We start from the raw sequence: 19702 nt of genomic DNA on the forward strand, positions 1-19702 counted from the left end.
GGACCACTCCGCCTGAGCGACGTGGTCCATCAGCCCATGACACGACCAAGCCGCCTCCCACGCCTCCTCAGCGCCCTCGCAGCAGCCGCGCTGTCGTTCGCCGTCGTGTCCTCCGGGCTCTTCTCGCCAGGGTCCCTCGCCGCTGCCGCGCCCCTACAGGCCGCTCATTCCGCTGCGACATCGGACGGCCTCGTGTCGGTCGAGGTGAGTCCGAGTGACGGGGGAGCGGTCGAGCAGTCCTCGATCACCTCCTTCGGCATCACGCTGACGAACGGCACCGACGACGACCTGCCGGCCGGCTCCCTCTCCCTGGCGGTCACCACCGCGCGCATCACCGGGACGGCAGCGCTCGACACGTGGCTCGACACCTCCGGTGCCGACGCGGCGACGACACCGACCGGGACGACCGTGGTGCGGACCATCGACATCCCGGAACTCATCGCCGGCCAGCAGTACGTCGTGAGCGGCCTCGACTTCACCCCGCCTGCGCTCGGGTTCGACGATGCGGACGCCTGGGGCTCCTACGGTGTCTCCGCCGGCTACACGGCCGGGGACACGGCCGCCGGAGGGCGGACGGCGTTGGTCTGGCGATCCCAGGGACAGCCCACCGCGGCCTCCGTGGCCCTCGTGGCCCCACTCACCGTCCCGATCAGCTACGGCGGGCTCCTCGACGTCGACGAGCTCACCGAACTCACCGAGGACGACGGCGCCCTCACCACCCAGCTCGACGCGTATTTCGGCGAGCAGATCGCCCTCGGCATCGATCCCCGGATCATCGCCTCCATCAGAGCGCTCGGCACCCGTGCACCCCAGGGCGCCGTGGCCTGGCTCGCCCGACTCGAGGCCGCACCGAACGAGACGTTCGCCCTTCAGTACGGCGACGCGGAACCCGCTGTCCAAGCCGAGGCCGGGCTCGGACAGCTGATGGCACCGACCTCGTTCGACTTCGCCCTGGACGTCGCGGACTTCCCTGCAGTGCAGCCCACCGACACCCCGACGCCGACCGACACACCGACCACCGACCCCGACGGCGTCCAGCCGAGCCCGCAGACCGTGCCGTCACCGGCGACGGCGACCGACGGCGCGTCCCCGACCGCCACGCCGTCCGACGGATCCACCCCGACACCGTCGCCCTCCGAGACACCCGCTCAACCTGTCCCGACCGTTCCGACGATGGCCGAGCTGCTCGAGTGGAGCTACACCCTCCCGAGCATCGTCTGGGCGGGCGGCGCGGTGTCCGACGCCGACCTCTCCGTCTTCACCGCGTCCGGTGGCGCGGTCGCGATGATCGACTCCGACAACACCTCCACGAGCGGCCAGACGCTCCGCGCGTCGACGACGGCCGGAACCACACCGACCCTCCTGGTCGACCACGGCCTCGCCGACTCCTTGAGCGCCGCCGCCTCGGCGACGACGGACAGTGCGTTCCAGAACGCCATCGCGGACGTGAACGCCCGGGCCGCCGCCATCGGGACCGAGGGGTCGACGGGCGGAACGGTCGTCGCCGTCCTCCCGCGCGCCGTCGACGCTGCCCTCCCAGCCCTGGGCGACACGGTCAACGCACTCCGCTCGTTGCCGGCCACCTCCCGGACGTCCCTCGCGAGCACCCTCACGGAGCCGCCGACCGCGGTCACCCTCGGTGCGATGGCCCCGAACGACGACCGGGTGTCTGATGTCCGGGTCCTCCTCGACGACGAACGACTCGTCACCGAGTTCTCCTCCGTGTTGAACGACCCCGAGCTGTTGACCGGGCGTGAGCGCGCCACGCTGCTCTCCAGCCTCGCGGCCGGGTGGCTCCCCACGGCGGAGGGGTGGGGCGCCGCGGTCACCGCTCAACAGGAACGCACGGACACCGTCCTCGCATCGGTCCGCGTGACGGACAGCAGTCGCATCAACATGGTGGGCGGCGAGGTGTCGTTGCCGTTCGCGGTCCGGAACGACCTGCCGTACCCCGTCACCGTCGTGATGCAGGCGTCGCCGAGCAACGGTCGCCTCAGCATCTCCGGGTCCGTCACGCAGGAGATCGCCGCGGATTCACGGGCCACCGTCCTCGTCCCCGTCCAGGCGCAGATCGGGAACGGTGACGCCACCCTCCGACTGCAACTGTTCAGCACGGGTGGTCAGGCCATCGGCGAGCAGTCGTTCGTCGGGGTGAACGTCCGCGCCGACTGGGAGGGCATCGGCGCCATCGTCCTCGCGCTGCTCGTCGCCCTGCTGTTCGTCAGCGGGGTGATCCGCATGGTGCTCAGCCGGCGGGCGAAGCGTCGTGCTCTCGCCGCTTCCGCGGGCGTCGCTCCGGACGACGATGAGCGTGCGGACGGAGAGCCCCCGGTAGAGTCGTCACCCGGACGACGGGAGACGAATGGCTGACGGCATCGGCAGGGCGAGCGCCCTCCTCGCCTCGGGGACGCTGGTCTCCCGGCTCCTCGGCTTCGTCAAGGCCATCCTGGTGGCACAGGCGATCGGTGTCGTCGTCATCGGTGACACCTTCGCCATCGCGAACCAGTTGCCGAACACCATCTACGTGATCATCGGCGGCGGTGTCCTGAGCGCCGTGCTCGTGCCGCAGATCGTCCGAGCCGGGATTCACGCCGACGGTGGCAACGCGTACATCAACAAGCTCGTGACGATCACCCTGGTGTTCATCGGCGGAGCCACGGCGGTGATCACGCTCCTGGCACCGGTCTTCGTGTTCATCGTCGCCGCCGCCCTGCCGCCGGAGCAGTTCGCGCTCGCGACGGCGTTCGCCTACTGGTGTCTCCCGCAGATCCTGTTCTACGCGCTGTACACCGTGCTCGGTGAGGTCCTCAACGCCCGCAAGATGTTCGGGCCGTTCACCTGGGCGCCCGTGCTCAACAACGTCATCGCGATCGCCGGCCTGATCGCCTTCATCGGCCTGTACGGCAGCGGCGATCTCGCCGTCCGCGAGTGGACCGACGGCCGGACCGTCCTGCTCGCCGGGTCCGCCACGCTCGGCGTCGTGGTCCAAGCCGCGTTCCTCATGCTCTTCTGGCGGAAGGCCGGGCTGCGCTTCCGGCCCGACTTCCAGTGGCGGGGCGTGGGACTCCGTGCCACCGGCCGGATCGCCAGCTGGACCTTCGGCATGCTGCTGCTGACGACCGGTGCGGGGATCATCGAGACCCAGATCGTCGCCTCCGTCAGTAACCAGGGGCCGTCCGTCGCGATCCTCAACTACGCGTGGCTGATCTTCATGCTCCCGCACTCGATCATCACCGTCTCCATCGCGACGGCGTACTTCACCCGCATGAGCGAGCACGCGCAGGGGACACGGGAGCACGGACGGGACATCCCTCGGCTCCAGGCCGACATCTCGGCCGCGATCCGCGTGGTGAGCGTCCTCATCGTCCTCGCAGCCGCCGTCATCATGGTCGTCGCCGTCCCCTTCGGCAGCGTGTTCGCCGAGACCTTCGAACAGGCGCAGGCCATGGGCGGCATCGTCATCGCCTTCGTCATCGGGCTCGTCCCGTTCTGCATCCTCTTCGTCCTGCAGCGCGCCTTCTACGCCCTCGGCGACACGAAGACCCCCTTCTTCTTCACCCTCTTCCAGACGCTGCTCTTCGTGCTGCTCGCGATCATCGTCATCCTCGTCCTCCCGGCTCACCTGGTCGGTGCCGGTGTCGCGCTCGCCATCACGATCGCGTGCGTCGCGCAGACCGTGGTCGCCGCACTGTTGCTCCGTCGTCGACTGGGCGGCCTCGACACCAAGCGGATCCTCCTCAGCCTGCTCCGGTACGTCGCGGCCGCCGTGCCGGCCGCAGCGGTCGGTGTCGTCGTCCTGCTGCTGTTGGGCGGCATCGGCGAGGAGGGGTTCACCACCGCGACGATCCCCGGGGCCATCATCACGATGGCCGTCGTCGGAGCCGTCATGGCCGCGGTCTACCTGGCCGTCCTGGCCCTGCTGCGGACGCCGGAACTGCAGGCCGCTCTGGCGCCCGTCCTGGCCCGCCTCGGCCGCTGATCACCGGGCAGGCGGGTCGGACTCATCACGCCCACCTGAGAGCTGTCCGAGGCCCCGCAGGACCGGAATAGGCGCCGGTTAGGATGTGTTACACCACTCGGAAGCCCGGAACCCACCTGGTCCGGGAGTCCACGAACCACTGAGGAGCATCGTGCGTCAGGTCATCATCGTCGGATCAGGACCCGCCGGCTACACGGCGGCGATCTACGCTGCGCGCGCCTCGTTGCAGCCGTTGCTCGTCGCGTCGTCGGTCGAGGCGGGCGGCGAACTCATGAACACCACCGAGATCGAGAACTTCCCGGGCTTCCCCGACGGCATCCAGGGCCCTGAGCTCATGATGAAGTTGCAGGAGCAGGCCGAGCGGTTCGGCACCGAGGTGCTCTACGACGACGTCACCGACCTCAAGCTCGATGGTGACGTGAAGACCGTCACCCTCGGCAACGGTCAGGTCCACGAGGCACACACCGTCATCTTCGCCACCGGTTCCGCGTACCGCAAGCTCGGACTGGCCGACGAGGAGCGACTCTCCGGCCACGGCGTCTCATGGTGCGCGACCTGCGACGGGTTCTTCTTCAAGGAGAAGACCATCGCGGTCATCGGTGGCGGCGACAGCGCGATGGAGGAGGCCACCTTCCTCACGCGCTTCGCGTCGAAGGTCTACGTCATCCACCGCAAGGACACGCTCCGCGCGTCGAAGATCATGCAGGACCGCGCTTTCGCGAACGACAAGATCGAGTTCATCTGGAACAGCGAGGTCGCAGGGATCACCGGCGCCGACGCGGTCGACGGCGTGACGCTGCGATCCACCACCGACGGCACCGAGACCCACCTGCCGCTCGGCGGCTTGTTCATCGCGATCGGCAACGACCCACGGACGCACCTCATCCACGGTCAGCTGGACCTCGCTCCCGAGGGCACCATCGCGGTCAAGGGTCGCTCGTCGAAGACCAACCTGCCCGGCGTCTTCGCCGCCGGCGACGTCATCGACCCCACCTACCGTCAGGCGATCACCGCTGCCGGCAGTGGCACCATCGCGGCCCTCGACGCGGAGCACTACCTCGCCGACCGCGAGCAGGCCGCAGGCGAGTTGTCCGCTATCGGCGAGGCTCAGACCGCTGGTCGCCCGCAGCCGTCCGACCCGGTCCTCGCCACCACCGTTTGATCGACCGCGCGCCCATCTCGACGCGCGCACCACGAAGGAGAACACTCATGTCAGATGCAGTCACCGAAGCAACGTTCGACGAGCTGGTCATCAACAGCGACAAGCCCGTCCTGGTCGACTTCTGGGCCGCCTGGTGCGGTCCGTGTCGCGCCGTCGGCCCGATCCTCGACACCATCGGCTCTGAGAACAGTGACAAGATCACCGTGCTCAAGCTGAACGTCGACGAGAACCCGAACCTCGCGATGAAGTACCAGATCACCTCCATCCCGGCCATGAAGGTCTTCAAGGGTGGCGAGGTCGTTCAGACCGTCATCGGCGCGAAGCCGAAGGCCGCCCTCGAGAAGGACCTCGCAGCTTTCATCGGCTGACCAGGAGATCCTTCTCGTCCAGAACCGCCCGACTCTCCGGAGTCGGGCGGTTCCTCGTTGGTGGGGGCCTCTTGGGTCGATTCTGACGAGACACAGCTGCAGCCGGAGGTTTCACGTGAAACCTCGATGTCGCACCACGTTTCATGCCGTTGACCAGGTGTTTGTCCCGATAGTCGACGCAGGGTGAAACGAGAGCAGTGGTGTGTCGACATCTCGTCTCATCCACGAACACGGGGACCGGTCGACTGACCGGTCCCCGTGTTTCACGTGAAACCTACTTAGGAGGACTGGCCGAATCCGGACTCGCCGAGCTCGCTGAGGATGCGGTTGAGGTCCGCGATCGTCGCGAACTCGACCACCATCTGGCCCTTCTTCGCGCCGAGCGTAACCTTCACCCGAGTGTTCAGTCGGTCGCCGAGTCGGTCCGCGATCTCGTCGAGCTGGCCTCGGCGGGACCCGGCGATCGGCCGCGGCTTCTTCGCCTGGACGCCCTGAGCTGCGGCAGCTTCCGCCGCGCGAACGGAGAGGTCTTCGTTGACGATCTTGTCGGCGAGACGCTGCTGTGCTTCAGGGTCCGTCAGAGAGAGGATGGCCCGTGCGTGGCCGGCGCTCAGGACGCCCGCTGCGACGCGCTGCTGGACCGCTGCTGGCAGCTTGAGGAGACGGATGGTGTTGCTGATCTGCGGGCGTGAGCGGCCGATCCGGTTCGCGAGCTCGTCCTGGGTGATCCCGAAGTCCGCGAGGAGCTGCTGGTACGCAGAGGCTTCCTCCAGCGGGTTCAGTTCGGAGCGGTGAAGGTTCTCGAGGAGCGCATCACGGAGCATGTCCTCGTCCGCGGTGTCCTTGATGATCGCGGGGATCCGGTCGAGTCCGACCTCTTTCGAGGCCCGGAGGCGCCGCTCACCCATGATGAGCTCGTACTGCTCGTCGTCGCCGGGGATGGGGCGGACGACGATCGGCTGGAGTACACCGACCTCGCGGATGCTGGTCACGAGTTCGGCGAGGTGGTCCTCGTCGAACACGGTGCGCGGCTGGTTCGCGTTCGGGACGATGAGCGCGGGGGAGAGGTAGGCGAGCCGCGCGCCGGGGACGGCGACGAGCTGTGGGCCATCGGACGGGGTCGCCTCCGATGACGGTGCCTGAGGCTCGGCGGCCGCAGCAGCAGCGTCGGCAGCGGCGGTAGCGGCGTCCTTCGCGGCCTTCCGAGCCGTCCCCTGGTTGTCGGGGAAGAACACGTCGACGGGACGGTTCGCCTGAGTATCGGAGCTCGTGGTCGGAATGAGGGCACCGATTCCGCGGCCGAGTCCGGTTCGTTTCGTTGCCATCAGTGACTGACTCCCTCAGGGTGGTTCGTATCGGGTGATGCGTGCTGCTGTGCGGCCCAGCGATTCGCTATCTCGGCAGCGGCCTCGAGGTAGGACACCGCACCAAGCGACGTCGGGTCGTAGCTGATGACGCTCTGTCCGAAGCTGGGCGCCTCCGAGATGCGCACGGCGCGGGGGATGATGGACTCCAGGACCTGACCGGTGAAGTGGTCGCGGACATCCTGTGCGACCTGCTGCGCGAGGTTGGTGCGGCCGTCGTACATCGTGAGCAAGATGGTGCTCACAGCCAGACCAGGATTCAGATGGCGCTGGATCAATTGGATGCTGCTCAACAGCTGGCTGAGCCCCTCCAGCGCGTAGTACTCGCACTGGATCGGGATGAGCACCTCCTTCGCCGCGACGAACGCGTTGATCGTGAGGAGGCCGAGCGACGGCGGGCAGTCGATGAGGACGTAGTGGAACGGCTCCTCGGCGTCCTGGATGAACTGCTCGAGGGCGGTACGCAGCCGGTGTTCACGTGCCACCTGGGAAACGAGCTCGATCTCGGCACCGGCCAGGTGGATGGTGGAGGGGGCACAGAAGAGGGTGGGGAACTCGGGGCTCTGCTGCACCACGTCGGCGAGCGGGAAGTCGTCGATCAGGACGTCGTACACGCTGGGCACGTCCGAGTGGTGCTCCACACCCAGCGCCGTGGACGCATTCCCCTGCGGATCGAGGTCGATGACGAGCACCCGGGCCCCTGAGCGGGCGAGAGCCGCACCGATGTTGACCGTCGTTGTCGTCTTGCCGACTCCGCCCTTCTGATTGGAAACCGTGAACACCCGGGTGTGGTCTGGAGTCGGCAGCGTCGCAGTAGCCAAGGCTTTGCGCCTCTCAGTCAGATGGTGGAGTTCGCGAGCCAGGGGAGTCGATGCATCGAAGGCGCTACCAACGGAGTCGCGCGCGGATGCTGCGGAATGCGTTGGTTCGGGTTGTTTCACGTGAAACCTTCTCGCTCGAAACGTGTTCTTCAACCGTACCAGCGCAGGCTGACGCGGGAGACGGGGATCTGCCACGAGCGCGACGGATCCGAGGGTGTCGGGCGCTGGACTTCGGGCACATTCTCCGCCGTGGGCTCTCCGAGGGATCGATACCGCCGGCACCGGCGCACGTCAGGGCGTGAGTTGTGCACACACTTATCCACAGGCGCTCCCGAGGCTTGACAGCATTCTGGCGTTCACTGAATCTCGGCCGCTGTCGCTCCGACGACACCGGACCGATCGCCTTGCTCGGCGACCGCCCGAGCTGGGTGGCTCCTCGCTCGCGGGACGAGTGCTCGATGGATCCGCGGAAACATGCGGATTTTCGTGCCGTACGGCTGGTTCTGGACGAGCACCGACACTCGACCACCCCCGGCAGACAGTGCCCTCATCGACGACCCGCCAATGGATGCGCGAGCAGAAACGGGAGATGAAGGCCGACGAACCGTGCCAGCTGCCGCAAACTGTCCACAGAGTTATCCACAGAGAGCAGCCGCTCGAGTCGGCAGTGGATCATTGCGAACGGCGCGTGCGTTCCGCGCCAGTGTTTCACGTGGAACATCGCGATGTCCTGCCAACCCAAGCGCACTCAGAACGTCCCCCGCGACACCGGTGGCCGCCCGGACCCGGCCGGATGCCCCCCTCCGAACGGACGCCGTCCCGCACTCCTCGCGAGTCGCGAGGAGGCGCAGTTGTGGCGGCGCCAAGAGTACAGCCAGCGTGGTGTAGACCTACCGAGGCCTATCCGACGCGGCGTACCTCAGCACCGCACCATGGTTTCACGTGAAACACGACGCGCCTCGCGAACCTGTTCATCGACGGGCCGCAGTCCGCCTACGCCGGAGGTCTGTTCCGCGGCATGGCGGATCCTCTCCATGGCCAGACATCCACTGGCGGCGGTCCTCTTCTCATCGCTGCGCAGACCGCACGCCTCATGCGCAGGCGGGAAGTTCAGCGGCTAGTCGTGCTGCGTCTACGGCGCCGTCCGCTGGAGTCGAGACACGCCGCTCATCAACGCATTGGAGCAACGCCACCGTCCGGCGTTGTCACAGTACCGACGGCAGCATATCCACGCGGGGCGATGGTGTTTCACGTGAAACACCAACTCCGCGCACGGGCTGATGCCCATACCCCTGAATACCAATGGTGTTCGCGGATGAGCGACGCTCGGCCTGGCGCGGTGCAAGCCGGTGCCGAGTGGGGGAGCGGGCTCGGTTCCTCCAGGACTGCGAGAACCGCGAGTCGTCAGCGGTTGGCTCCCTCAGCGACCTCGGCTGTTCCGGAGCCGGCATTCGCGCAGTGGGGTCCGCCACGCGCGCTTCCGTCCAGGCGCCGCCCGTAGGTGGGTCGGAGACCGGTCTGTGGTGTCCACTGGCTCTGTTCACCGCATGGTGTCTCGCACCGGAGTCTCAGTTGGATCAAGACGGACCCATCCGGCGCATTCCGCCGTGCGCACGACACGTCGTTCCACGTGAAACATGCCTCAGACTCACCTGTGCGAACGAGACCCGTGTTCGACGTGATCAACGTGCCGTGCTTGACCGCGTTTCACGTGAAACCCGCCGCGGTCCGGCTCTTCAGCCGCTCGTACAACGAGTTGGGGCATCCTCTCGTGCTGCGGACGACCGCTCCTGGCTCCGTCGGCGGACGCTCGCGCGTGTGAACATGCCGGTGAAGCAGCTGATGTGCCACGGCAGGCTGTTGCGCGCATGCACTCACGGGTTGCTGGTTGCGGTCAATACACTCCGGTATCAGCATTCCCACCTCCCAGCTCACGCGATGCACCGCAGGGATTCGACCGCCCCCGAGCACCTGCCCGGCGCTTCGCAACGCGTGGCCTCCGCGGTGAGGGACGGCGTCAGCGGGCCGCGAGATGCACCGCACCCGCAGCCCGCCCATGACGACGAATCGCGGCCGCGTGGTCAACCGAACCGGCCCTCGATGAGTGTCTAGGGTGACACATCGGGCCTCGTGGAGCTGGGAGAGCCCGCCCTCCGCCGGCCGCCGACAGCCGACATCGACCGGCGCTGTCGGTTGGAACCACGTACGTCACCAGCTCTCGCCGTGGCGAACTCCGATGCTGACATGGATCGCCTGCTCGCGACTCGCTCCCGGGGAGTGGTCTCGACCCGCCCACCGATTGATCCCGCGAGAACCAGAGCGCGATCACCCGAGGAGAACGTCGTCAGACGGGCACACACATTCGAGGAAGGGGCGACGTAGACCTACAGCCGCTCGCCGCGCGTGCGGACAGGAACACGAATCGTGATCACCGACGGTGAGGGTCGCGGTTGAGCTCCTACGTCCCATCACCGTCGGATCATGACGTCCTCGCCAGGACAAGCGGCTGCTCGGTATCTGGCCAGAGCACATCGCACAAAACGGCCGCGGCTCGATCTGAAATCCTTTATATCAGCACCAACGGGTGCCGAATCGCCTCAAAACAGGGTGTCATCAGTCGCCGAAACCGAGGAGATCGGTGCCTGATTCGACCGGAGAATCGCTCCTGACGAACTCAGGCGCCCCAATCGGCACCCGCCGGCAGGTGGCGTTCGTCAGGAACGATTCTCCTGGGGAACCCACATCGGCTCGATTGCGGCGCCGTGAGGTGTTGCCGGAGGATTCGTCCCCTTGGCAGACCAATTCAGCCGCGGACGGTGCCCAGGATCACTCGTGTCGGCTCGGCCAGTACACCCTCGCCGAGCGTGCGTACTTCGACGCCCGACACCTTGTACTTGCGCAGCTCCTTCGCCGACGCATCGACCTCGGCTTGTGCGCCGGCGCCCTTCATCAGCACGAGCTCGCCGCCGTCGCGAAGCAGAGGAGCGGTGAGCGGCAACAACTTGCGGAGCGCGCTGACCGCGCGAGCCGTCACCTGGTCGAGCTGCTGCGTGAGTCGGACCTCTTCAGCCCTCGCACGCACGACCTCGACGTTGCGCAATCCGAGCGCCCCCACCTGATCGTTCAACCAGGCGACGCGACGCTCCATCGGCTCGATGAGGACGAAGTCGACATCAGGTCGTGCGATCGCCAGGACCAGTCCGGGAAGCCCGGCGCCTGTGCCGACATCGCCGACTCGTCCGGGACGAAGCAACGGTGCAACGATCACGCTGTTCAGAATGTGTCTCGTCCACAACCGGGGAAGCTCGAGCGGCCCGATGAGTCCGAGCGGCTCGCCGTGGGTCGCGAGGTTCGCCGCGAACGAGCGGCCGACCTCGATCTGGTCGCCGAACAGGAGCGCGGCCTCGGCAGGTTCTGGCTCGAGGCCGGCAGCGTCGTGTGCGTCAGTCATCGGAGTTTCACGTGAAACGCGAGCGTCAGCCGCGCGTGATGACGGTGTGGCGATCGCGTCCCTCGCCGTGCGATTCGGACACGAACCCACGAGCAGAGACGATGTCGTGCACCAGCTTGCGCTCGTAGCTCGACATCGGAGGAAGTGCCGCCTCGGTCGATCCGGCTTCGATCCGCTCGACAGCCCGCTCGACGAGAGCACCGAGCTCCTGCTGACGTGCCTCGCGTGACCCACCGATGTCGAGGATGAGGCGTGAGAACCCACCCGTGCGGTTCTGCACAGCGAGACGCGTCAGCTCCTGCAACGCGTTCACGGTGTCGGGGCGGGAGAGCAGACGGAGGTTGCTCTCGGTGGGGGAGTCGATCGACACGTAGGCGCGACCGTTCCGGGCATCGATGTCGATGTCACCGTCGATGTCGCAGATGTCGAGGAACTCCTCGATGTAGTCCGCCGCAACGTCGCCCTCTTCTTCGAGCTGGCTGATCGTGGGGGCGTCTTCGTCCTGGGCTACGGCCAGTTCCTGGTCAGTCACCGATACTCCTACTTGTCTCGTCCGTCGGACTGCTGCTTCTTGGCGCGTGCCTTGCCCATGGGCTGCTGACGCTGCGCCGGGACCTTCTTCTCCGGCACGGGGGCCTCGGAGATCGAGATGACGTCACCGTTCGGCGTCATCAGCTTGCCCTTGCGGGCGAGGCGTTCCTCGCGAGCCTTCGCCGCGTCGGATCCGGGCGTCGGCATGTTCCGGATGACGAGGAACTGCTGCACCATCGTCCAGGCGTTCGAGGTCAGCCAGTAGAACATGACGCCGAGCGGGAACGCGAAACCGGAGAAGAGGAAGACGAACGGGAGGATGTAGAGGAGGATGCGCTGCTGCTTGAACTGCGGGCTGGCCTTCGTCTCGGCGGACATGTTCTTCGAGACGATCTGCAGCTGGGTGATGAACTGCGAGGCGCACATCAGGATGACCATGACCGCGGCGATGATGACGACAGCCCAGTTGACCGGGTTGCCCGCCAGGGCGGCCTGCATGCTGGTGTGCAGGGGAGCGATGCCGAAGAGGTTCGCGTCGCCGAACTGCACGGCGAGCGTCTCGTTCAGTGGACCGACACCGGCCTTGCTCTTCTGGGCGTCGTTCAGCACCGAGAACAGCGCGAAGAAGATCGGCATCTGGACCAGGAGGGGCAGGCATCCGCTCACGGGGGAGGTGCCGTGCTTCTTGTAGAGCTCCATGGTCTCGCGGGACATGGCCTCACGGCTGGCCTGGTCGCGCTTGCCCTTGTACTTCTCCTGCACCTTCTTCATCTGCGGTGCGATCTCGAGCATCTTGCGCTGGCTCTTGATCTGCTTGATGAACAGGGGGATGAGCGCCGCACGGACGACGAGGACGAGGCCGACGATCGAGAGGACCCAGGTCAGGCCGGCTGCCGGGTCGAGTCCGATGGCCGTCCACAGCAGGTGCCAACCCACGAGAAGCAGCTCGACCGCCCACTTGAGCGGCCAGAGAATTGTGCCGATGATGTCCATAGGTGCGGGTCAGCCCTTTCCGTGGCTCGGTTGCACTACAAATCCGTGAGGCGTGACGCTGTAGCGGAAGTTCTTCTTGGGAGGGACCTCGTCGAAGCGCGGTGCCGCCCACGGGTGGCAGCGCGCGATCCGCGCTGCGGCCAGACCTGCGCCGACGACGACGCCGTGCTGTTGCACCGCTCCCAGAGCGTACGCGGAGCAGCTGGGGTAATACCGGCAGACGTCGCCGTAGAGCGGCGACACGGTGGCTCGATACCCGCGAAGCGCCAGCACCGCGGCATTGCGGGGCGCGAGACAGGCAGCAGCGAGAACACCGTTCATCAGCGTGCATCCGTCGGAAGCGGGGTGACGCCTCGCTTGGCGAACGCGCGGTCGAGCTCGTCGTGGAGCGCGGCGAAGGGCGCGGTCGCGGCCGACGGCAGTGCGCGGATGACGACGTCGCTCCCGCGGGCAGCGGAATCGACGCTGTCGTGGCAGATGGCCTTGAGGCGCCGTCTAACGAGATTGCGTGTCACTGCGTTTCCGACCGTTTTCGCAACGATGAACCCGAAGCGCGGCTGTCCGCCCTTCGGGTTCATGCGTACGTAGGTGACCGTGTGCTCGCCGACGAACCGGGATCCGCGACGGACTACCCCTCGGTAGTCGTCACCGGAGGTGATCCGGCTCGCACGCTCGAGCACGACGGCTCTACGCGGAGAGTTCGGTGCGGCCCTTGGCGCGACGAGCCGACAGGATGCCACGGCCGGCACGCGTGCGCATGCGCAGACGGAAGCCGTGCTTCTTGGCGCGACGGCGGTTGTTCGGCTGGAAGGTTCTCTTGCTCATAATTACGATCTCCGGATCATGACCAACCACTGCACAGGTGGCAGCAGGGTACGGAAGGGTGCCCGTGGGCAGAAGTCAACTGATTCAAACTACGGGGTCGACGGTCGAAGGTCAAACCAGGTGCAGCCAAACGACTGATTATCCACAGGATTCCCAGAAATTGTAGCAGTGACACGCAGGCCCGCCGTACAGTGATTTGGGCCTGGGGCGACGTGTTGTTAGCGTGAGTCCCCGGGTTATGCACAGCGTGTGGATAGCACCGTGTTCAGCCCCGCATACTCAGGGGAGAGCCTGTGGATGAACCTGTGAGTATGTGTGGGGAGAACTATGTCGGACGCCGACGATGCGATCGCTGAGACCTGGCAGTCGGTGCTCGGGATCCTCTCCGTCGACGACCGCATCACCCCGCCGCTGCGAGGATTCCTGAACCTCATCGTGCCCAAGGGCATCATGGGCGGCACCTTCTACCTCGAGGTCCCGAACGAGTTCACGATGGGGATGCTGAACCAGCGCATGCGCGCGCCTATCCTCGCCGCACTCGGTTCCATCGTCGACGGCGGCCCGGTCAGCAACTACGCGATCGTCGTCAACCCCGACATCGTCGAGGAGCGCTACGAGCAGGCCGGCTTCCAGCACATCGATCCGGCGCCACTGGAGTCGCCGCAGCCTCAGCTGACCCCGACACCGACCCTGCCCGCGCGGGAGAACGACACCCGGCTCAACCCGAAGTACAGCTTCGACAACTTCGTCATCGGTCAGTCCAACCGGTTCGCGCACGCGGCCGCCGTCGCGGTGGCCGAGGCACCGGCGAAGGCCTACAACCCGCTCTTCGTCTACGGCGACTCCGGCCTCGGCAAGACGCACCTCCTCCACGCCATCGGCCATTACGCGATGAACCTGTACGCCGGCATCCGAGTGCGGTACGTCTCGAGCGAGGAGTTCACGAACGACTTCATCAACTCGATCGCGAACAACCGCGGATCCTTCTTCCAGTCGCGGTATCGGGACATCGACATCCTCCTGATCGACGACATCCAGTTCCTCCAGGGCAAGGCGGAGACGCAGGAGGCGTTCTTCCACACCTTCAACACCCTGCACGACCACAACAAGCAGGTCGTCATCACGAGCGACCTGCCGCCCAAGGCGCTGACCGGATTCGAGGAGCGCATGCGGTCGCGCTTCGAGTGGGGTCTCATCACCGACGTCCAGGCGCCCGACCTCGAGACGCGTATCGCCATCCTGCGCAAGAAGGCGCAGAACGAGAAGCTGCACATCCCGGACGAGGTGCTCGAGTTCATCGCGACGAAGGTGTCGAGCAACATCCGCGAGCTCGAGGGCACCCTGATCCGTGTGGTCGCCTTCGCGAGCCTGAACCGGACGGCGGTCGACATGACGCTGGCCCAGACGGTCCTGAAGGACGTCATCAGCCTCGACGACGACAACGTCATCTCGCCGATCGACATCATCAACACGACCGCGGACTACTTCAAGCTCTCGGTCGACGACCTGTACGGCTCGAGTCGTTCGCAGGCCGTCGCGACGGCACGCCAGATCGCGATGTACCTGTGCCGCGAGTTGACCAACCTGTCCCTGCCCAAGATCGGCCAGCTGTTCGGCAACCGCGACCACACGACGGTCATGTACGCCAACCGGAAGATCACGGACCTCATGCAGGAGAAGCGCTCGATCTACAACCAGGTCACCGAGCTCACGAGCCGCATCAAGCAGAACCTCCGCTACGGCTCCTGAATCCCGCATCCGTCCTGACGCGTCCTGATGAACGTTTCCGGCCTCTCGACACCCATGACGGGCTCGAGGGGCCGTTTTCGTTCACCAGGCGTTGACGAGCACGACTCCGGAGCTCGGATCGTCATCGGATCTGTCCACATTCCGCCTTCCCAGCCCTGTGGATAACCTGTGGAGAGATGTGGAAGCATCGGACCACCTTGTGAGTGAACAGCATTCACCGGCGCTCGAGTCCCACACACCCGGGGAGCTCTCTCCACAGGCCGCCACCAAGTTACACACATGTAGTTCCCTGTGTTCGAGCGGGTTCGGACGACTTATCCACAGTTTCCACACCGGTTAAGACTGTTAACCGTTAATTCAATGATCTCTCCGCCAAACAACCTTTCCCCAGGCTCGCTTCTCCACAGCGGCGACGCCACTCGACGCCGGAGGCCGACCCACTAGCATTGGTGACGTCATCGAGAACCAGAGACAGGGGACTTGTCGTGCGATTCAGCGTCAACCGGGATGTATTCAGCGAAGCCGTCTCGTTCGCAGTGAAGCTGCTCCCGCAGCGCCCGACGCTGCCGATCCTCAACGGCATCCTCATCGAAGCCGGCGACGACGGTCTCATCCTCTCCTCGTTCGACTACGAGGTCTCGAGCCAGACCGGCATCGCAGCCGAGGTCGAGGAGTCCGGTACCGCGCTCGTCAACGGACGCCTGCTCTCCGAGATCGCCAGCCGACTCCCCAACGCGCCGGTCCGGTTCAGCAAGGTCGAGAACCGCATCGAGGTCACCTGCGGTTCCGCTCGGTTCACGCTCGGTTCGATGCCCGTCGAGGAGTATCCGACGATCCCGCAGGTCGACGCGGAGTTCGGGCTCGTCCCCGCCGACGAGTTCGCGACCGCAGTGAGCCAGGTCGCCGTCGCGGCGAGCCGCGACGACGTCACCCCGGTCATCACCGGCGTGCAGCTGGAGGTCTCGAAGACGAGCCTCAGCCTCGTCGCCACCGACCGGTACCGGGTCGCGGTCCGCGAGATCGACTGGGACTCCGGCCAGGGCGACGGATCCAGCGAGACGGTCACGGCGCTCGTGCCCGCCCGCACCCTGCAGGAGGTCGGCAAGACCTTCGGGCACAGCGGCAACATCAACGTCGCGATCACGAATCGCGACGACCGCGAGCTCATCGCGTTCCGGGCCGACCGCAAGACGGTCACCTCGCTCCTGATCAAGGGCAACTTCCCGCCGGTCAAGCGACTCTTCCCCGAGACGACGGACAACTACGCGATCATCAACACCGCGGAACTCATCGAGGCGACCCGACGCATGTCGCTGGTCCTCGAGCGCGAAGCGGCCCTCCGCTTCACCTTCACCATCGACGGGCTCACGCTCGAGGCCGTCGGATCCGAGCAGGCGCAGGCATCGGAAGGCATCGACGCCCTCCTCACCGGCGACGACATCGTGCTCTCCCTGAAGCCGCAGTTCCTGATCGACGGTCTGACCGCGGTCCGGAGCGAGTACGTGCGCTTCTCGTTCACCAAGACGGAGAACACGAACAAGCCGGGACCCATGCTCATCACGAGCCAATCCTCCAAGGATCAGCCGGGTGCCGACAGCTACAAGTACCTGCTGCAGCCGAACCTGCTGCTGCGCTGACACGCAAAGGATTTACCATGCACATCGGTCTCGTCGGTCTCGGCAAGATGGGCAACAACATGCGCACGCGTCTGCGTGCGAACGGCATCGAGGTCACCGGTTTCGACCGGAACCCGGATGTCACGGATGTCGCGACCATCAGCGACCTCGTCGCTGCACTCCCGGCACCTCGCACGGTCTGGGTGATGGTTCCCGCGGGAGCGATCACCGACTCGGTCGTCGAGGAACTCAACGGTCTGCTGGAAGCCGGCGACCTCGTCATCGACGGCGGCAACAGCCGGTTCACCGATGACTTCAAGCACGCCGAGCTGCTCTCCGCCAAGGGCATCGACTACATCGATGCCGGCGTCTCGGGCGGTGTCTGGGGTGTCGACAACGGATACGGCCTCATGGTCGGCGGCTCCAAGGAGCAGGTCGAGCGGGTCATGCCGGTCTTCGACGCGCTTCGCCCTGAGGGCCCGCGCGACGAGGGCTTCGTCCACGTCGGCGAGGTCGGCGCAGGCCACTACGCCAAGATGGTCCACAACGGCATCGAGTACGCCCTCATGCAGGCGTACGCCGAGGGGTTCGAGCTCCTCGACAAGCGCGAGGACATCATCAAGGACGTCCCGGGCACCTTCAAGGCCTGGCAGCGCGGCACCGTCGTGCGGTCCTGGCTGCTCGAGCTCCTCGTCCGCGCCCTCGAGGAGGACCCGGACTTCGAGCAGATCGAAGGGTACGTCGAGGACTCCGGTGAGGGTCGCTGGACGATCGAGGAGGCCATCGCCAACGCGGTGCCCGTCCCGACGATCTCCGCGTCGATCTTCGCGCGGTTCGTCTCGCGCCAGGAGGACTCACCGGCGATGAAGGCCGTCGCGGCACTCCGCAACCAGTTCGGCGGACACGCGGTCAAGAAGGCCGACGACTGATTCACGTCGCCTCCTGGCGAACGAAACGACCCTCCCGCGGCTGTGTGCTCGCCGGGAGGGTCGTTTTCGTTCACCGTGCGCCGTTCAGTCGGCGGTGCCGCCGGTGTCGTCGAGCGCGCAGGAGGCCGGCGTCGGGGCGAGACGGTAGGGTGACGTGGTGATCGTGCGGCACTTGAATCTCACCGACTACCGCAACTACGCGGTGGTCGATGTGGCGCTCGAACCCGGTCCCAATCTGTTCGTCGGGCGGAACGGTCAGGGCAAGACCAACCTCGTCGAGGCGATCGGCTACCTGAGCAGTCTCGGTTCGCACCGGGTCTCCTCCGAACAGGCGCTCATCAGACACGGCGCTGATGCGGCGATCATCAGGGCTCGGATCGTGCACGACGGTCGCGAGCTCCTCGCGGAGGTGCAGCTCAACCGCGGTTCGGCGAACCGGGCCCAGGTCAACCGCTCGCAGATCAAGCCACGCGAGCTGCCGCGCTACGTCTCGACGGTCCTGTTCGCACCGGAAGACCTGCTGATCGTCCGCGGCGACCCGTCCGCGCGACGACGGTTCATCGACCAGTTGCTCGTCCAGCGCATCCCGCGGCTCGCCGGCGTCATGGCCGACTACGACCGGTCGCTGAAACAGCGCAACTCGCTCTTGAAATCGGCGCGCGCACGGGGCCTGAAATCCGGTCCGTTGGCGACGCTCGACCTGTGGGACGACCGACTCGTGCAGTACGGCACCGAGATCATCGCGGAACGGTTGCAGCTCATCGCCATGCTCGGTGGCCCGCTCCGAGCTGCGTATCGAGCCGTCGCCGGCGACGATCACCGGCCCGTCCTGTTGCCGGTCCTCAGCATCTCCGGGACGGACGCCGAAGACGAGTCCGTCGTGGCGGATCCGACGGAGACCCCGGAACCGGGTGCGCCGGTCGACTCGGCCCTCATCGCTGAACGGTTCCGAGCGGCCTTGACGAGCCGTCGTTCCGCCGAGCTCGAGCGCGGCCTGACACTCGTCGGGCCCCACCGCGACGACGTCTTCTTCGGCCTCAACGGGCTGCCGGTGAAGGGTTATGCCAGTCACGGCGAGTCCTGGTCGTTCGCGCTCGCGGCGAAACTGGCCTCCGCGGAGCTGCTCCGAGCGGACTCCTCCCTCGGCGATCCGGTGCTGATCCTCGACGACGTCTTCGCGGAACTCGATTCGCGTCGTCGCGAACGGTTGGCGGCGGCCGTGGCCGAGTACGACCAGGTGATCATCACGGCGGCGGTCTTCGACGACGTCCCGGAACGGTTCACCGCCCACGTGGTGCGCATCGAGGCCGGTCGGATCGTCGACGACACCGAGGATGCGACGTCACCGGCGGTCGTGTCACCGGTTCCGGAGTCGACCCATGACTGAGCCGAGACGACTCGGTCGCGACGCCGATCCGGCCGGAGACCTGTCCGCGGCGGTCTACCTCCGGTTCAAGGAGATCTTCGGCGGTGAGCGGGTGTCGCGCGACCGCAAACGGCGAGAACGCTCGGCGGCCAGCCCGCAGGACTCCGTCCCCTACGGCGTCGGACGCGACCCGAAAGGGCTCGGCTCGGTCATCGATTCGCTGACCGCCGGCCTCGGCTGGAACTCCCCACTCGCACAGCACGACCTCCTCGGCAACTGGGCGGAGCTGTGCGGCGAGGACACCGCCAGGTACTCCGAACCGGTGTCGATCTCCGACGGCGTGCTGCTCGTGCAGTGCCAGTCGACGGCCTGGGCGACGCAGTTGCGCCACATGCGTCACGAGATCCTCGTCCGCATCGCCGAACGGTATCCGGAGGCCGGGGTCGACACGATCCGTTTTCAAGGCCCCGGAGCACCCTCCTGGAAAAGAGGCCCCAGGTCGATTCCAGGGCGTGGTCCACGCGATACTTACGGCTAGGGAGGCAAAT

General features: G+C 66.4%; 17 protein-coding genes. 9 read left to right on the top strand and 8 right to left on the bottom strand.

The features are described 5' to 3' along the window. The first annotated feature begins 36 nt into the window (after nt 1-36). The 4 genes from QRN26_RS03225 to trxA all read left to right on the top strand — a co-directional run bounded on the left by QRN26_RS03225 (nt 37) and on the right by trxA (nt 5509). Complete coding sequence (locus QRN26_RS03225) at nt 37-2370, top strand: DUF6049 family protein (RefSeq protein WP_285035236.1); 2334 nt, start codon at nt 37-39, stop codon at nt 2368-2370. Continuing rightward, nucleotides 2363-3979: a murein biosynthesis integral membrane protein MurJ gene (murJ, locus tag QRN26_RS03230; RefSeq protein ID WP_285035238.1), complete on the top strand. Its 1617-nt coding sequence runs from the start codon at nt 2363-2365 to the stop codon at nt 3977-3979. The genes QRN26_RS03225 and murJ overlap by 8 nt, the downstream gene beginning before the upstream one ends. A gap of 151 nt (nt 3980-4130) precedes the next feature. Further along, nucleotides 4131-5141: a thioredoxin-disulfide reductase gene (gene trxB / locus QRN26_RS03235; protein ID WP_285035239.1), complete on the top strand. Its 1011-nt coding sequence runs from the start codon at nt 4131-4133 to the stop codon at nt 5139-5141. A gap of 47 nt (nt 5142-5188) precedes the next feature. Further along, nucleotides 5189-5509 (top strand): thioredoxin, encoded by a 321-nt coding sequence (trxA, locus tag QRN26_RS03240; protein WP_056010228.1) that lies wholly within the window; start codon nt 5189-5191, stop codon nt 5507-5509. Nucleotides 5510-5787: 278 nt separating this feature from the next. Here the strand turns inward: trxA and QRN26_RS03245 are convergent, their stop codons facing one another. From QRN26_RS03245 to rpmH, 8 genes are all read right to left on the bottom strand, one after another. Then, nucleotides 5788-6834, bottom strand: coding sequence for a ParB/RepB/Spo0J family partition protein (locus QRN26_RS03245; protein WP_056780518.1), 1047 nt, complete (start codon nt 6832-6834; stop codon nt 5788-5790). Further along, nucleotides 6834-7814 (bottom strand): ParA family protein, encoded by a 981-nt coding sequence (locus QRN26_RS03250; RefSeq protein ID WP_157580433.1) that lies wholly within the window; start codon nt 7812-7814, stop codon nt 6834-6836. The genes QRN26_RS03245 and QRN26_RS03250 overlap by 1 nt, the downstream gene beginning before the upstream one ends. A gap of 2683 nt (nt 7815-10497) precedes the next feature. Further along, on the bottom strand, nt 10498-11145 hold the full coding sequence (rsmG, locus tag QRN26_RS03255; protein ID WP_056010224.1) for a 16S rRNA (guanine(527)-N(7))-methyltransferase RsmG: 648 nt from the start codon (nt 11143-11145) through the stop codon (nt 10498-10500). Between the two features lie 25 nt (nt 11146-11170). After that, complete coding sequence (locus QRN26_RS03260) at nt 11171-11677, bottom strand: Jag family protein (RefSeq protein WP_056010222.1); 507 nt, start codon at nt 11675-11677, stop codon at nt 11171-11173. An 8-nt stretch (nt 11678-11685) separates the two neighbouring features. Then, a complete protein-coding gene (gene yidC / locus QRN26_RS03265) occupies nt 11686-12669 on the bottom strand; it encodes a membrane protein insertase YidC (protein ID WP_056010221.1) in 984 nt (327 codons plus the stop codon). Nucleotides 12670-12678: 9 nt separating this feature from the next. Continuing rightward, the gene (gene yidD / locus QRN26_RS03270) at nt 12679-12990 is read right to left on the bottom strand and encodes a membrane protein insertion efficiency factor YidD (protein WP_082456005.1); all 312 of its coding nucleotides are present in this window, start codon (nt 12988-12990) and stop codon (nt 12679-12681) included. Continuing rightward, nucleotides 12990-13418 (bottom strand): ribonuclease P protein component, encoded by a 429-nt coding sequence (gene rnpA / locus QRN26_RS03275; protein ID WP_350223903.1) that lies wholly within the window; start codon nt 13416-13418, stop codon nt 12990-12992. Before rnpA ends, yidD begins: the two co-directional genes overlap by 1 nt. Then, nucleotides 13357-13494 (bottom strand): 50S ribosomal protein L34, encoded by a 138-nt coding sequence (gene rpmH, locus QRN26_RS03280; RefSeq protein ID WP_056010217.1) that lies wholly within the window; start codon nt 13492-13494, stop codon nt 13357-13359. Before rpmH ends, rnpA begins: the two co-directional genes overlap by 62 nt. A gap of 327 nt (nt 13495-13821) precedes the next feature. On the opposite strand from rpmH, the gene dnaA reads away from it, so the two are divergent. The 5 genes from dnaA (at nt 13822) to QRN26_RS03305 (ending at nt 19692) form a co-directional block, all read left to right on the top strand. After that, on the top strand, nt 13822-15243 hold the full coding sequence (gene dnaA, locus QRN26_RS03285; RefSeq protein ID WP_056010215.1) for a chromosomal replication initiator protein DnaA: 1422 nt from the start codon (nt 13822-13824) through the stop codon (nt 15241-15243). A 485-nt stretch (nt 15244-15728) separates the two neighbouring features. Next, nucleotides 15729-16880, top strand: coding sequence for a DNA polymerase III subunit beta (gene dnaN / locus QRN26_RS03290; protein ID WP_056010213.1), 1152 nt, complete (start codon nt 15729-15731; stop codon nt 16878-16880). 17 nt (nt 16881-16897) lie between these two features. Further along, nucleotides 16898-17788: a phosphogluconate dehydrogenase (NAD(+)-dependent, decarboxylating) gene (gene gnd / locus QRN26_RS03295; protein WP_056010210.1), complete on the top strand. Its 891-nt coding sequence runs from the start codon at nt 16898-16900 to the stop codon at nt 17786-17788. Nucleotides 17789-17945: 157 nt separating this feature from the next. Beyond that, the gene (recF, locus tag QRN26_RS03300; RefSeq protein WP_285035247.1) at nt 17946-19175 is read left to right on the top strand and encodes a DNA replication/repair protein RecF; all 1230 of its coding nucleotides are present in this window, start codon (nt 17946-17948) and stop codon (nt 19173-19175) included. Next, the gene (locus QRN26_RS03305; RefSeq protein WP_056010208.1) at nt 19168-19692 is read left to right on the top strand and encodes a DciA family protein; all 525 of its coding nucleotides are present in this window, start codon (nt 19168-19170) and stop codon (nt 19690-19692) included. Before recF ends, QRN26_RS03305 begins: the two co-directional genes overlap by 8 nt. Nucleotides 19693-19702 lie beyond the last annotated feature (10 nt).

It is taken from the genome of Plantibacter sp. ME-Dv--P-095, from assembly GCF_030209365.1.
GTDB lineage: Bacteria > Actinomycetota > Actinomycetes > Actinomycetales > Microbacteriaceae > Plantibacter.

Coding starts and splice junctions, on each gene's coding strand:
- rpmH (WP_056010217.1), bottom strand. CDS start 13,494: ATGAGCAAGAGAACCTTCCAGCCGAACAACCGCCGTCGCGCCAAGAAG.
- yidC (WP_056010221.1), bottom strand. CDS start 12,669: ATGGACATCATCGGCACAATTCTCTGGCCGCTCAAGTGGGCGGTCGAG.
- QRN26_RS03245 (WP_056780518.1), bottom strand. CDS start 6,834: ATGGCAACGAAACGAACCGGACTCGGCCGCGGAATCGGTGCCCTCATT.
- rsmG (WP_056010224.1), bottom strand. CDS start 11,145: ATGACTGACGCACACGACGCTGCCGGCCTCGAGCCAGAACCTGCCGAG.
- dnaA (WP_056010215.1), top strand. CDS start 13,822: ATGTCGGACGCCGACGATGCGATCGCTGAGACCTGGCAGTCGGTGCTC.
- yidD (WP_082456005.1), bottom strand. CDS start 12,990: ATGAACGGTGTTCTCGCTGCTGCCTGTCTCGCGCCCCGCAATGCCGCG.
- QRN26_RS03225 (WP_285035236.1), top strand. CDS start 37: ATGACACGACCAAGCCGCCTCCCACGCCTCCTCAGCGCCCTCGCAGCA.
- gnd (WP_056010210.1), top strand. CDS start 16,898: ATGCACATCGGTCTCGTCGGTCTCGGCAAGATGGGCAACAACATGCGC.
- trxA (WP_056010228.1), top strand. CDS start 5,189: ATGTCAGATGCAGTCACCGAAGCAACGTTCGACGAGCTGGTCATCAAC.
- QRN26_RS03305 (WP_056010208.1), top strand. CDS start 19,168: ATGACTGAGCCGAGACGACTCGGTCGCGACGCCGATCCGGCCGGAGAC.
- murJ (WP_285035238.1), top strand. CDS start 2,363: ATGGCTGACGGCATCGGCAGGGCGAGCGCCCTCCTCGCCTCGGGGACG.